This is a genomic window from Snodgrassella sp. W8132, assembly GCF_016100865.1.
Taxonomy (GTDB): Bacteria; Pseudomonadota; Gammaproteobacteria; order Burkholderiales; family Neisseriaceae; genus Snodgrassella; species Snodgrassella alvi.
This window is the reverse complement of record NZ_JACFRQ010000001.1, coordinates 1453105-1467875: the sequence shown is the minus strand read 5'-3', so window position 1 is coordinate 1467875 and position 14771 is coordinate 1453105. Positions and strand designations below refer to the sequence as shown.

Annotated in this window: 14 protein-coding genes and 1 tRNA gene; 3 read left to right on the top strand and 12 right to left on the bottom strand. The window is 37.6% G+C overall.

From position 1 onward, the window contains the following. Positions 1-34: 34 nt before the first annotated feature. The 10 genes from hscA to serB all read right to left on the bottom strand — a co-directional run bounded on the left by hscA (position 35) and on the right by serB (position 7956). Positions 35-1903 carry a Fe-S protein assembly chaperone HscA gene (gene hscA, locus H3U82_RS06515; RefSeq protein WP_198209713.1) on the bottom strand — a complete coding sequence of 623 codons (1869 nt, stop codon included), beginning with the start codon at positions 1901-1903 and terminating at the stop codon, positions 35-37. 90 nt (positions 1904-1993) lie between these two features. Next, complete coding sequence (hscB, locus tag H3U82_RS06510; protein WP_078474327.1) at positions 1994-2497, bottom strand: Fe-S protein assembly co-chaperone HscB; 504 nt, start codon at positions 2495-2497, stop codon at positions 1994-1996. A 142-nt stretch (positions 2498-2639) separates the two neighbouring features. Continuing rightward, positions 2640-2960, bottom strand: a complete 321-nt coding sequence (gene iscA, locus H3U82_RS06505; RefSeq protein WP_025330173.1) for an iron-sulfur cluster assembly protein IscA — start codon at positions 2958-2960, stop codon at positions 2640-2642. A gap of 33 nt (positions 2961-2993) precedes the next feature. Further along, on the bottom strand, positions 2994-3272 hold the full coding sequence (locus tag H3U82_RS06500; RefSeq protein ID WP_084564986.1) for a hypothetical protein: 279 nt from the start codon (positions 3270-3272) through the stop codon (positions 2994-2996). Position 3273: 1 nt separating this feature from the next. Further along, entirely contained in the window at positions 3274-3657 is a 384-nt protein-coding gene (gene iscU, locus H3U82_RS06495) for a Fe-S cluster assembly scaffold IscU (RefSeq protein WP_025330175.1), read from the bottom strand. A gap of 133 nt (positions 3658-3790) precedes the next feature. Continuing rightward, positions 3791-5005 carry an IscS subfamily cysteine desulfurase gene (locus H3U82_RS06490; protein ID WP_025330176.1) on the bottom strand — a complete coding sequence of 405 codons (1215 nt, stop codon included), beginning with the start codon at positions 5003-5005 and terminating at the stop codon, positions 3791-3793. Between the two features lie 40 nt (positions 5006-5045). Beyond that, positions 5046-5516 (bottom strand): Fe-S cluster assembly transcription factor, encoded by a 471-nt coding sequence (locus H3U82_RS06485; RefSeq protein ID WP_025330177.1) that lies wholly within the window; start codon positions 5514-5516, stop codon positions 5046-5048. Between the two features lie 544 nt (positions 5517-6060). Further along, the gene (gene pip / locus H3U82_RS06480) at positions 6061-6834 is read right to left on the bottom strand and encodes a prolyl aminopeptidase (RefSeq protein ID WP_370524563.1); all 774 of its coding nucleotides are present in this window, start codon (positions 6832-6834) and stop codon (positions 6061-6063) included. Beyond that, positions 6735-7004: a hypothetical protein gene (locus H3U82_RS10970; protein WP_370524490.1), complete on the bottom strand. Its 270-nt coding sequence runs from the start codon at positions 7002-7004 to the stop codon at positions 6735-6737. Before H3U82_RS10970 ends, pip begins: the two co-directional genes overlap by 100 nt. Before the next feature lie 109 nt (positions 7005-7113). Next, positions 7114-7956 carry a phosphoserine phosphatase SerB gene (gene serB / locus H3U82_RS06475; RefSeq protein WP_198209711.1) on the bottom strand — a complete coding sequence of 281 codons (843 nt, stop codon included), beginning with the start codon at positions 7954-7956 and terminating at the stop codon, positions 7114-7116. A gap of 308 nt (positions 7957-8264) precedes the next feature. Between serB and H3U82_RS06470 the strand changes: the two genes are divergently transcribed. Beyond that, entirely contained in the window at positions 8265-10307 is a 2043-nt protein-coding gene (locus H3U82_RS06470) for an OPT family oligopeptide transporter (RefSeq protein WP_198209709.1), read from the top strand. Between the two features lie 864 nt (positions 10308-11171). Here H3U82_RS06470 and H3U82_RS06465 read toward each other — a convergent pair. Together H3U82_RS06465 and H3U82_RS06460 are read right to left on the bottom strand one after the other, a co-directional pair. Beyond that, entirely contained in the window at positions 11172-11498 is a 327-nt protein-coding gene (locus H3U82_RS06465; RefSeq protein WP_084549933.1) for a hypothetical protein, read from the bottom strand. Between the two features lie 635 nt (positions 11499-12133). Beyond that, positions 12134-12209 (bottom strand) — tRNA-Glu (locus H3U82_RS06460). Positions 12210-12792: 583 nt separating this feature from the next. Between H3U82_RS06460 and H3U82_RS06450 the strand changes: the two genes are divergently transcribed. Further along, a complete protein-coding gene (locus H3U82_RS06450; RefSeq protein ID WP_025330182.1) occupies positions 12793-13023 on the top strand; it encodes a hypothetical protein in 231 nt (76 codons plus the stop codon). Positions 13024-13387: 364 nt separating this feature from the next. After that, on the top strand, positions 13388-14722 hold the full coding sequence (locus tag H3U82_RS06445; protein ID WP_198209707.1) for a hypothetical protein: 1335 nt from the start codon (positions 13388-13390) through the stop codon (positions 14720-14722). The last annotated feature ends 49 nt before the right edge of the window (positions 14723-14771 follow it).

The following is a 14771-nucleotide window of genomic DNA, read 5'->3' as shown; positions in this document are numbered from 1 at the left end:
CGGCAGACAGTTCAATTTGTCTGCATTTGAAATATCAGATTTCTCTGACGTTTTTACCTTGTAAAGCACGTTGGATATTGCGGTTCATGCGTTTGGCAGCAAATTCATCAGTTGCGTGATTCAATGCATGAATGGCATCACGAATATCCTGAGCATCTCCTTGCCGGATTTGTTGTCGGGTGTGTTCCAATGCAGTTTGAATAGCCTGTTGTTCATCATTGCTAAGTAAGTCTGCGTCCATAGACAGTGCATTGGTGACCGCTACAATAATGCTTTCTGCTTCTACTGTGGCTTCTGTACGGGCACGTTGTCTGGCATCGGTTTGTGCATGAGTAAAACTGTCTTTCAGCATTTGGGTAATAACGGTATCATCAAGTCCGTACGAAGGTTTTACTTCAATATGAGCCTGTACTCCTGTAGTTTGTTCGCGAGCAGAAACAGAAAGCAGACCATCAGCATCAACCTGAAATGTTACCCGTATGCGTGCTGCTCCGGCGGCCATCGGCGGGATACCGCGGAGTGTGAATTGTGCCAGACTGCGGCAGTCTGCGACTAATTCACGCTCACCCTGTACAACATGGATCATCATGGCTGTTTGCCCGTCTTTAAAGGTTGTAAAATCCTGAGCGCGTGCTGTAGGTAAGGTACTGTTGCGCGGGATAACCTTTTCAACCAGTCCGCCATAAGTTTCCAGCCCGAGTGATAACGGGGTTACATCCAGTAACAGCCATTCATCATCATTTTTATTGCCTGCCAGTACATTGGCCTGCATTGCAGCTCCCAATGCTACGACTTCATCCGGATTAAGATTATTCAGCGGAGTCTGACCAAAGAAAGTGGCTACAGCCTGCTGTACATGCAACATGCGCGTAGCTCCGCCTACCATAATTACCCCTTTTATCTCACTTTTACTGATGCCGGCATCGCGCATTGCCTGTTTAACCGGCTCCAGTGTTTTGGCTACCAGAGGCTGAGTTAGCTGATGAAAAGTGTCACGGCTGATATCAGTGAGAATTTTTTGTCCGTTAGAAAGAGTGGCGGCAATGGTGGTTGATGTTTCACTTGTCAGAGCTTCTTTGGCTGCACGTGAAAGTGATTGTAATAATGCGCTATCCTGAGCATTTAACTGTGATAATTTATTCTGTTCCAACAACCAGCAAAACAAACGCTGGTCGAAATCGTCACCACCCAGAGCACTGTTACCGTTTGTTGCTTTTACTTCAAACAGACCGCGGCTTAAGGTTAGAACTGAAACATCAAATGTTCCTCCGCCAAGATCATAAACGATAAATGTTCCTTCAGCGGCATTGTCCAGACCATAAGCAATTGCAGCCGCGGTGGGTTCATTCAGTAAGCGTAAAACATGCAGACCGGTCAGACGGGCGGCATCTTTGGTTGCCTGGCGCTGTGCATCGTCAAAATAGGCCGGTACGGTAATCACTGCGCCGGCAAGTTCACCACCGAGTGTGTTTTCTGCACGGGTTTTCAAAACACGGAGAATATCTGCAGAGACATCTATCGGGGTTTTATTTCCTGCACGAGTGTGAATGCTGATAATGCGTTCATCATTAGTAAAATGATAGGGCAGATAACGGGTTTCAGACTGATTATTGATATCTTCAAGAGTACGGCCAATCAGACGTTTAGCTGAACTGATGGTGTTGGCCGGATCGATACGCTGTGCTTTTAATGCATCTGTGCCTACTTCCGGTACGCTATCCTGCTGGTAGCGGACAACAGAGGGCAGGGTAATCCTTCCCTGTTCGTCTGCGAGACATTCGGCATAACCACTGCGTACGGTTGCAACTAAGCTATTAGTTGTGCCTAAATCAATACCTACAGCACGACGATGTTCATGTGGTACAGCGGAAAGGCCGGGTTCGGCAATTTGCAATAAAGCCATAATCTGAATTTAGTCCTGATTTCTTAAATATTACTTAATACTTCGATTTTTTTATCAAAGCATATCTCTGATACATTGATTCTGATGATGTCAGGGAAGTGCAGCTTGAATTTCACTTTGTAATTTGTGTAAAAAACGCCCCTGGCGTACCAATTCTGCTGCTTTTTCCGGCTGATTCTGAATAAAGGTCGCATCCAGTTGCTGGTATAAGCCGGTTTGTTCGAGCTCAATAGTTGCTGCAAGTTCTTTCAGTGTTGTCCAGTCAGCTTCTGTACGGGCGTCTTCGAGTGTTTCACGCCATTGCATCTGCTGCATTAAAAACTCAGCCGGAAAGTGCGTATGCTCAGGTGCATCCGCATCTATTCCCTGTTGTTTCAATAAATATGCAGCCCGGTCAAGCGGATTGCTCAGAATACGATAAGCTTCGTTAACGGTAGCAGCCATCATCATGGCCTGCTTTTGTTCAAAAGCACTTCTGGCAGCAAATTTATCCGGATGGCACTGTGCTGCCAGCAGGCGATAATTCTGCTCCAGTTGCTTATCATCAATATTGAACTGTTCGGGTAATTGAAAAAGAGCAAAGTATTGGTTCATGTGGCTCACCTTTATGGTGAAAATTGGGTCAAAGCTAAAGATACCGGACATGAAAAACAGGCTTTTCGCAAAATTTGGTGTAATGCTGTATTTTGCTTATCAGCCGGCAGAATTGCGACATTCCGGCAACAGGGTTATTTATTTAAACATGAAAGCTTTCACCACAACCGCATTCATCTTTGGCATTGGGATTGGCAAATTTAAAACCTTCTTGTAATCCCTCTTTAACAAAATCCAGTTCAGTACCATCCAGATAAACATGGCTTTTAGGATCAACAAATACTTTGACACCATGTTGTTCAAACAATAGATCTTCCGGCTGGATGTTATCAACAAATTCAAGAGTATACGCCATACCCGAACAGCCACTGTTTTTAACCCCGAGACGAATACCTTCGCCTTTACCACGTTTGGTCAGATAATTGCTAATATGCTTAGCGGCTTTTTCAGTCAGAGAAATCATATTCTCACCTGTTGGAAATTTGTCCTGAATTTACTATGCAGTACCTTCAGGGTTTTTACAATTATGATTAAAACGACGTTTGTAAGATGAAAGAAATGAGCGCTTAATGGCAATATTTTCTTCACAGTTAATACAAAAACGTGTACCAGGAAACTCAAGCTGATGTTCAGATGATATTGATTCACCGCATTCCAGGCAAAATTGACTGGTACACATTCTGATATCGTTTAGGCGTACTGCATTAACCGATTGATTGTCATTATTTTCAGTAGTGGGTTCGTTGTTATTTGCGGTACTGCCAAAAATCATCATATTACTCGTTATGTTTTTTTCGATAATCAGCTACAGCAGCCTTAATAGCATCTTCTGCCAGAATAGAACAATGTATTTTTACTGGTGGTAATGCTAGTTCTTCAGCAATGGCACTGTTTTTAATAGCCAAAGCCTCATCCAGACTCTTACCTTTAACCCATTCTGTAATCAGACTTGAAGAAGCAATAGCAGAACCGCAGCCATAAGTTTTGAATTTGGCATCTTCAATAATACCGTTATCACTTACTTTGATTTGTAATTTCATTACATCGCCGCAGGCTGGTGCGCCTACCATACCGGTACCCACGCTCTGGTCACCCTTTTCAAAAGAGCCGACATTGCGCGGATTTTCATAATGATCAATGACTTTGTCACTGTAGGCCATAATAAGTTCCTTTTACAATTCTTCTGATGCCAGAATAACTACAATTGCTTTTATATTCGCAGCAAATAACCTGTTTTTAGTGTGCAGCCCTGCGATATAGCAGGGCAGAATATATCGTTTCAGTCTGAGCTGATTAATGTGCTGCCCATTCGACACTACTCAAATCAATGCCTTCCTGATGCATTTCCCATAATGGAGACAATTCGCGTAATTTACCGATTTTGGATTTAATCAGTTCAGCAGCATAATCAATCTCGGCTTCGGTAGTAAAACGTCCGAATGTAATACGCAGAGAGCTGTGTGCCAGCTCATCATTGCGACCCAGTGCGCGCAGTACATAGCTTGGCTCCAGACTGGCGGAAGTGCAGGCAGATCCGCTGGAAACAGCGATATCTTTAACTGCCATAATCAGACTTTCACCCTCAACAAAATTAAAGCTGATATTCAGATTCTGATAAACGCGATGTTGTAAATCACCATTGATATATACTTCTTCAACACCTTTAATTGCATTGAGAAAACGGTCACGTAGTGCTTTAGCATGAGCATTGTCTTTATCCATTTCCAGACGAGCCAGACGGAATGCCTCACCCATGCCGACAATTTGATGAGTAGCCAGTGTGCCGGAACGGAAACCACGCTCATGCCCGCCGCCATGCATCTGTGCATTCAGGCGGACACGGGGTTTGCGGCGTACATACAAAGCACCAATTCCTTTAGGACCGTAGGTTTTGTGTGCAGACATACTCAGCAAACCAATCTGATTGGCTTTTACATCAATATGAACTTTACCGGTAGCCTGAGCAGCATCGACGTGAAAAATGACTCCTTTTTCAGCACAAAGTGCACCAATAGCTGCAATATCCTGAATCACGCCGATTTCATTATTTACCCACATCACACTGACTAGGGTTGTATCAGGACGGATAGCAGCTTCCAGCTCAGCCATATCAATCAAACCATTTTCCTGTACACCCAGATAGGTAACTTCAAAGCCTTCTCTTTCCAGCTCTCGCATGGTATCCAGAATAGCTTTATGTTCAGTTTTGACCGTAATCAGATGCTTACCTTTACTGGCATAAAACTGTGCCGCACCTTTCAATGCCAGATTGTCAGATTCAGTGGCTCCTGAAGTGAAGATAATTTCTTTAGAATCCGCACCAATCAAAGCAGCAATTTCATTGCGTGCATTTTCTACGGCTTCTTCTGCCTGCCAGCCAAAGCTATGGCTATTGGATGCCGGATTACCAAAAAATTCCGTCAAGTAAGGAATCATTTTTTCAGCCACACGCGGATCAACCGGTGTTGTAGCTGAATAATCAAGGTAGATAGGAAGTTTTACGGTCATTGTCGTGTTCTCTTTAAATATCTATGGCTGCGCCGGAGTATTAATGCAGATTAATTAAGGTAACAGGCTGCTCCGGGTTGCTTTTTTTTTCATTACTGTTGTTATGGTAAGTTCGCTGATTCAGAATGCATTGCAAAGTAATGCCGCGCAAATAGCTGTCTATGGTTTTATTCAGATTTGCCCATAAGTCATGAGTCAGACAGGGTGAACCGTCCTGACAATCAGCATGACCGCCGCAAACGGTAGCATCCAGAGTGTCTTCCGCTGCAGAGATAATATCTGCAATATTAATCTGAGCAGCATCATGACTCAGTACATAGCCACCTCCCGGCCCGCGAATACTTTCTACCAGCCCGGCACGGCGTAATTTTCCGAACAGCTGCTCAAGATAAGACAGGGAAATGCGCTGGCGTTCACTTATTGCAGTCAGGTTTACTGCACCAGATTGCGCATGCATAGCTAAATCCAGCATGGCAATGACGGCAAAACGCCCTTTGGTGGTTAAACGCATGACAAAACCCGAAACAGATTGACAATGTATGAATTATCTAATACCCGACAATTTTAGTCAACTTTATTCATGGATAAATCAAGTAATTATGTCAGAATTAATTCCATCACAAATACATAAAATTCTAAAATCAATACTGGTTAAAACCCTGGAAATACAGAATGTTTCCAGCTGTCTGGCAGCGGAACCGGGTAAATTGTTTTAATTTTTGCGCATGATATTTCCTGATTATTAATAACATTCATCAAATCAGAGCGTTTGTATACGATAAGCACAGAATAATTAAGAAATTCGGAATTATCGGTTTTTCTGAGAACAGGCCAGAATCAAGCTCACGGATATGAAAATGAAAAAATAATGCAAGCCGTAAAAGTACTGAAGTTGTTAATAAAGCTGAGCTAATAGCTTAACTTCAAAAGATATTGATACTTTGTATGGGAAGAAATTAATATTCGAAATATTTATGCTGATTAAAAAATAATATTTCTGATAATAAAACAGGTCTGAATATATTCAGACCTGCAAGAAATGTCCGGAATAAATGTTATAAACTGGCAAAAGCATCGGTAGCAGCCACCAGAGCAGCCTGATTTGCCGGTTCAAAGCCAGAATGACCAGCCATAGTGACTACCAGTCTGGCATGCGGTAAAGCCTGCTGCAATTCCCATGCGCTTTCAATCGGTGTGCACATATCATAGCGCCCCTGAACAATGACAATCGGAGTATCAGCCAGTATCTGAATATTTTCCAGTAAGGCAAATTCGCTTGCCAGCCAGCAGCGATGGACAAAATAATGATTTTCAATCCTTGCAATTGCCAAGGCACGCTGCGGATCATTATATTCGTCTATACCAGCCTGATTATGCTCTAAATGTACAATACTACTTTCCCATTGGGCCCATGCTTTAGCTGCATTGAGCTGAGTTGTTTCATCCGTATAAGGATGGCATAACAACTCATGATAGGCATCTACTAAATTATGCCGTTTATCTTCAGCAATCGGTGCGAGATAATTCTCCCATGCTTCCGGAAAAATATGATTTGCGCCTTGCTGATAAACCCAGGTAATTTCATGTGGCCGGCACAGAAAAATACCGCGCAGTATCAGCTCACTGACTCTTTGCGGATAAGTTTTAGCATAAGCAAGTGCCAGTGAGCTACCCCATGAACCGCCAAATACCTGCCAGCGTTCAATGTGCAGCATTCTGCGAACTTTTTCTAAATCTTCAACCAGATCCCATGTAGTATTGTCGTCAATACAGGCATAGGGCAGGGAACGACCGCATCCACGCTGGTCAAAATAATAATAATACGGTATTTTTCCGGATTGAAGAAGCCGCGGCATGCAGGCGAGGCTCCGGCTCCCGGCCCGCCATGTAAAAAAATAACTGGTTTACCGGCCGGATTGCCGCTTTCTTCCCAGTAAATCTGATGAATTGCAGAAACCTGCAATAATCCAGACTGATATGGTTCAGTTATTGGATACATAAATGTGTTCCCGAAAGCAACTGCAAACTAACTAAATGATTATTATTAAATTATAATTCAATTTGTATCTGGTTTTATCACTGTTCTGCCGGTTGTCTGCGGTTATCAATCAGCGAAACCACTTACGCACGGCATCCAGACCGCCAAAGCGTACATTAATAGACGTTGCAGCCTGTGTTTTCGGTTTGGCGTGGTAGGCAACTCCAAAACCGGCAGCCTGTAGCATCGGAATATCATTAGCACCGTCACCCATTGCCAGTACCTGCATTGGGTTTAGTCCAAGTTTTTCTCTGAATTGAACCAGTAAATCAGCTTTAGCCTGAGCATCAATAATTCTGCCTGCCAGCTCTCCGTTCAGAACATTATCTTGTATCACCAGCTGATTAGCAAAAGTATAATCAAGTCCGTATTGTTGCTGCAGCCGTTGAGTAAAATAAGTAAATCCACCGGAAATCAGCATGAATTTAACTGCATATTTCTGACACTGCTGCAACAGCCATTCTGCACCCGGAGAAAGTTTCAGTACATGTTCATAAACCTGTTTTAATTCTTCAACCGGTAAACCCTTTAATAAAGCTACACGCGCCCGTAACGATTGCTCAAAATCAATTTCACCGCGCATTGAGCGTTCGGTGATGGCCGCAACCTGTGCCTGTAATCCCATTCCGGCAGCAATTTCATCCACACATTCTATGGTAATCAAAGTGGAATCCATATCACTAACAATTAATCCTAAGTCTGCAAAATTCTGGTCAGGCAAAATAGCAAAATCAATTTTTTGCTCAATTAGCTGAGTCTGTGCTGATTCAGATAATTCGAAATCAACACTAACCGGCAGTCGCATCACAGAATTATCAAATGTATATTCCGGATTTAACGGCATAATTGCGTTTAAATGGGATAAGTCACACAGATGTAAATCCGTATGTTGTAAAACCAGAACAGGAAGCATAACAAATATACAGCCAGAAAAAAAATTCAGTATAGACATCCACAATAGGCTTGACAACCAACAGTTAAAAAGAAAATAAGTGCTGAAATCAGAATCCGGAAATTGAGTAAAATTAATCTTATTTAAACTAAAAATAAAAATAAAAAACTTAATTTACATTAAATTCTTTAAACATAAAGAAAAATTACAAATGAGTTTGTACAATGCAACTTTTTGTCCAAAATTGCGGTTGTGAAAGGATAAATAAATATCCAGAAATTTTAGTATTATTGCTATTATTCCAAGTCGCATTTTTATGGAGTTATTACATGCAACACCCCTCAACCACCTCATCGGCGGTCGATCAGTATCGCGAACTTACTGTTCGCGGTATGATCTTAGGTGCATTAATTACAGTAATATTTACTGCATCTAATGTATATCTGGGGCTGAAAGTTGGCCTGACATTCGCTTCATCCATACCCGCTGCCGTAATCTCTATGGCTGTACTCAAATGCTTTCATGGTTCAAATATTCTTGAAAACAATATGGTACAAACACAGGCATCGGCGGCCGGTACCTTGTCTTCAATTATCTTTGTTCTGCCCGGTTTGTTAATGATTGGTTACTGGCAGGGTTTTCCATTCTGGCAGACAACCTTGATATGCGTTGCCGGCGGTATTCTTGGTGTTATTTTCACTATTCCTTTACGCCATGTACTGGTTGTTAATAGTGATTTACCTTATCCGGAAGGTTTAGCCGCCGCTGAAATACTCAAGGCTGGTGACCACAATCAACCACAGGAAAATGATGAAGATTCACCGCAAAGCGGAGTTAAGCAGATTGTTACCGGTGGTATTTTATCCGGTATTTTCAGCTTTCTGGCCGGCGGCTTACGCGTAATCAGTGAAAGTGCCAGTTACTGGTTTAAAGTAGGCGGAGCCGTATTTCAGGTGCCCATGGGCTTTTCACTGGCTTTGCTGGGTGCCGGTTGGCTGGTAGGTATTACCGGTGGTATTGCTGTACTGCTAGGCATGTTTTTTTCATGGGGAATAGCCGTACCGTATTTCACCAGCACCACTGCAATGCCTGAAAATGTTTCAATGATGGATTTTGCAATTAAACTTTGGGTAACCAAAGTCCGCTATATTGGCGCCGGAGCCATCGCTGTTGCTGCAATCTGGACATTAATTACCCTTTTCAAACCTATGCTTGAAGGCATGAAACTTTCTTTTCAGGCCTTTGGATCGGATTCACAAACCAGCAAGACACAGGAGCGGGTAAATCAGGATTTATCGCCTAAAACCATGATGCTGATTGTAGTGGCTACTCTGATCATTCTGGTTGCTACCTTCTACAGCTTTATTGCCACTGCGCCGATATCTTTCGGACTGGCCTGTGCTTTGGTTGCGTGTGCCACCATCATGGCCTTCATTATAGGTTTTCTTGTGGCTGCAGCCAGTGGCTATATGGCTGGTCTGATTGGTTCTTCTTCCAGCCCGATATCCAGTATCGGTATTGTTTCAATCATCATTATATCGCTGGTATTCATGGTGATTGGTCAGTCTAGCGGTATTTTCGCACAAGCTGGTGGTAATCAGTTTATGACAGCTTTAGCATTATTTACTGCTTCTGTGGTTATGGCCATTTCTACTATTTCTAATGATAATCTGCAGGATTTAAAAACCGGCCATCTGGTTCAGGCTACACCGTGGCGCCAGCAAGTAGCACTAATTATTGGCAGCATTGTTGGTGCGATAGTAATCTCACCAGTACTTGAACTGTTGTATAACGCTTATGGTTTTACCGGAGCCTTACCACGTGCCGGAATGGATGCTGCTCAGGCACTGTCAGCACCGCAGGCAACTCTGATGACCACTATTGCCAAAGGGATTTTTTCTCACAATCTGGAATGGGCATACATCAGAGCAGGCGTATTTTTGGGTGTATTCCTGATTGTGCTTGATGTGGTGGTTAAATATCTTCGTCCGGGTTGGAGTGTACCTCCGCTGGCAGTGGGTATGGGTATTTATCTGCCGGCTTCCGTCAATATGCCAATCTTTATCGGAACAGTATTATCCTATTTATGTTTGCGTTATATCAAAAAGCGCCATACTGATCCAGCTATTCAGGAGAAAGAGGTTAAAGCCACAGATCGTCGTGGTACATTACTGGCTGCTGGATTAATAGTCGGTGAAAGTATCGTAGGTGTAGTAATGGCTATGGTAATTGTTGGGTCTATAGCTCTGGGCGGCGGCGAATCTCCGCTGGCTTTGAATTTGCAGGGCTGGGATAAAATTGGAGAACTATTAGGTTTACTTCTCTTTATCTCATTTATGGCAATTCTGGTACGGCAAATAATAAAAAAATAACAGTTAATTAATTAAAACAGCGCATAAAAAGCGCTGTTTTTTTGTATATCTTCTGAGTTATACAGACTTAAATGAAATAATTCTACAGTATATTTATATGCCATTATACTTAAGAAAAATAAAAAAAATAGCTTCAATACTAGCTGTCTCGAAAATATCTAATGTTAATAGAAAACATATAAGTTATTATTGTATAAATATTTTATTAGTATTTTTTTATATATCCTCATAGAGAATAATTTTTCATGTAACGAATATTATTATAAAAATGAATACAGTAATAATTGAAACACATTGTCAAATAAACTGTTATTGCAAATTAATATTTCAACTAACTCTGATTTCTAAAATCATTATATTTGTTGTAAGAATATCTCTTTTATTATAGTAAATTTTGATATTCACATTATCAGTCCGGAAACTGGGAAGTTTTTATTTTCTATTGTTAATGCACAGCGGATGCATTCCGCACCTGGTGTCACGTTGACAGGGGGCGAGCAGGTGAGCAAAGAAGCTACAAGTACCGTGAGTTAGTAGGTTTTATATACTAAAGAAAAAATCAGCTAGGTATTGTGAAGATTAAACTGATTTATACAAGGTAATCTGGATGTAACACATTGCAGCGTTTGTGTTACTAGACGCTGATCTTTGAGACTGATTCTTGTCTGCGTTATCTGATTGTAATTGCCGGCACAAATTATCAAGTCGAGTTGTCAAAAACTCAATGAATATTAAAATGAGCAATATGTCAGCCGAGTTGTGTTAACGTAATCTCATGTTTGAGTTTTTATATACTACTTAATCTCTTCCGCCTTCTTCTTTATATAAGTATAATAAGATTTTTTTGTCTTTATCTAGCTGTATCTATTCTTTCATTTTATTAACAATAAATGAAGCAAATGCTGCTGTTAATGTAGTGAGTAAAATCTCTGAGGATTTTCCTGCAAGTTTTCCTACCAATTCCATCAATTCTTTTGCACAAGTAGGACAAAGCTCATCATCATAATTGTCTCCTCCAACTGCATAATTTCTACATCCATAGTTTCGGCAAACATAAATGGTTGCTTCACAATTTGGACATTCACACTTATCTCTTCTTAAATTATTTTTAACTGAAATTTTTGCCCTGACTTCATGTTTACAACACGGACAAATACCTATTGGTTTATACTCTGATGTTTGTTCATTCATAATTGACACCTTATAAATCCATGTTTGGTCTAATTGAATTGCGTTAATAATGAAAACCAATATATTTCTAATCAACTAAAACCTTAATATTTTGCGAACCAAAATAGAGGTTATACAGCTAAAAATAAATCAAAGTATTAAATAACTGTAGTTTATTTAAGTATATTATAAATTTAATTTGTTTTAGTAAATTTTTTATATTAAATATAGATAAATGGAGATGTTCAACATTTATGTTTAAAAAAATTTTGAACAAAAAGAGCGAGTTAAATTAGTTAAGAATGAGCTGGACGAAGTTAAGAGTAAGTGTGATGCGTTAATAAATGCAATTGAAAACGGCTTAGATGAAGTAAGTTCAATTATGAAACAAATATCAAATTAAGATGAAACAGAAAGAGCTCTATTAATTGAACAGGAAAAATATCTGCTGAGCCTGTCTTTGTGGAGCCATCTGGTATTGAAATTAGTTCAGCTATAAAAGCTCTGCGGAATTTTATAACAAATATAAAGAATTTTAGAAAAAATAGTTTATTATAATCATTTATAAAAAGTATTGAAGTATTTGACGATGAAAAGTTATAAACTATTAACCCAAACGGATTGTGAATACAAAAGCGGTTCATAGTAAGAACGAATGGCACGCCTACAGGGATTCGAACCCCGGTTTCTACCGTGAAAGGATAGTGTCCTCGGCCTCTAGACGATAGGCGCATTAATATGTGTTAGTGTGTATATGATACTACAATTTGTATAAACATATATCATTTTCACAAGTATGAAAAGTAATACTAACAGTTTTAATTATTACAAGAAATATCTCTTTATCAGAATTATTATATTGTCAACTTTGATATTACTTTGCTTTGTTTTTAAAAAGACAAATTAAATTATAAAATTTATTTGAATAAATTTTATAAAAATTAAAATCAATTAATGATATATTCATAACAAATTGATCAAATGTTAAGTTTAGTTAAATATATGTATAAATAAATATTTTATGATATAATATTTTTGTTGTTTAAACAACATACCAATAATATTATATATTTATTTACAAAGGTGAAAATATGGTTTATTTTACAGTTACTGCAGCTAATGGGTGTAAAGCACTTATTAACAGAAATATGGTTAATAAAGTAATTGATTATGGTAATTATCGTGCCATTTATCAAGGAAGTGATACTAATAACTTTCAAGTCAGAGAAAGTTTGTCTTATATTTGGGACTATTTAAATAGTAAATAAAAGTTGTATAGGTTAAATTTTATTCTCTTTGAGAAGGAATTCATAAAATGAAAACTGATTTAACATGTATTCTTTTAACATTACTGTTATCTTTTTCATTTAGCAATGCTTTTGCATATAAACCTTCTCAATTTGATAAAATTCGCCTGAAACAAAATTGTAAAAATGAGCAGGAGTCGCCATTTAAAGACTTCGCTGGTACGCCTAGTTGTGATAAGCTGAAAAAAATCGAAATCGATGAAAATCAGCCAACTTACCGGGTAATTCGTGAACAATAAATGAACCTTATCTGAAAAGGTAAGTATAAACATAGCCTGATTTGACCACTCAGGCTACAATATTGATAGATTTTAATATACAGCAAACTCTTCAAGCTGTATCAGAATAACGGTTCTGATGCAGCTTAATTTTTATTAATAATAGTATTTTTTATAAGATTGAAAGGTGAGTAACTAAATAAATGAATAGTACATATCTTAAATGTACAATTTTAATTTTATTGCAATCTATTATTTAGTTATATGCTTATTTTTTATTATTTAATTTGAAATTTCAATTAAATTTAGTTTTAATGTTATATAATATATAGAAATTATTTTAATTTAGGTATACTAAATTTTAAACTTTTAATAAATACAAATTATGAATGTATTAATATTAACAAATCATTTGGTTGAGCTTTGCGGTTCAGAAATTCAAGTTTTGGAGATATATAAGTATTTCAAAGAAAGAGATCATAATATTTTGGTATATGCAAATATTTTGGGAGATCCTATTATTGAGTATTTTGATAAGAATGATTTAATAACAAATTTAGAACAAATAAATTTAGAAAATATTAATTTTATTTGGTCTCAACATTGTATGATTGCTAGACTATTTCAAAATCAGATTCATAAAAATGTCGATCTTAAATTAATTTCAGTGCATTTATCTCCATATGAAATGATGGAGTTATGCTCGTTACCATATATGAAATTATTAGATTGTATATATGTAGCAAATAGTAAAGAAACAAAAGATAAATTAATTTCGTTGGGTATAGAATCCAATAATATTTTTATTAGCAGTAATTGTGCCCCGAGTAAATATTTGGATAATTCTATTAAAGAAACTAAATTGAATAATATTTTGGTAGTATCTAATCATTTACCACAAGAAATGATTGCAGCTACAAATATATTATCTAAAGATTTTAATGTAAATACTATAGGTGGAAAAAAAGCTGTATTAGTTACCCCTGAGCTAATAAAACAATATGATATGATAATAACCATTGGTAAAACAGTACAATATGGATTATTATCTAATATCCCTGTATATTGTTATGACCATTTTGGCGGACCAGGTTTTTTAAATTTTGAAAATTATGAAGTAGCAAAATATTATAATTTTTCAGGAAGAGGTTTTGAGAAAAAAACTGCAGAAGAAATTGTTTTAGAAATTAGAGAGAATTTTCAATTCTCTGTTGACTTCTTTAATAAATTTTCCAAAAAAAGTGACTTTATACTTGAATACTTTATGGACAATCTCTTTCTACAAAATAAAAAATGTATTCTTACAAAGAAAAAACAGCAATTATTACTTCCTTTTGTGCCTTTTGAAAAAAAAATCGCTGAATTATATTCTTTAATGAAAAAAGAACAGCATTATACTAGTTATCTTTTGTTAGAAATGGTTAAATTGAATACTGAGCTCAATAGTAAAGAAGAAAAACTAACCAAATTTTTTAAAGAATTATATTTTACTAAGGAAAAACTAATCAAATTTTCTAAAGAATTATATTTTACTAAAGAAAAACTAACTAATTTTTCTAAAGAATTATATTTGGCTAATGAAAAAATCAACTATAAAGAAAGTAAAATAATAAAATTACAGAAAGAAAAACAAAAATTAAAAAGAAAATTAAAAAAAATCCAAATTATATTTTTATTAGCACTTACAATGTTATTAGTATCCATTTATAAATTAATATAATTTATCTAGATTAAGAAATATATAACTAAATAGTGAAAATTAATAATAA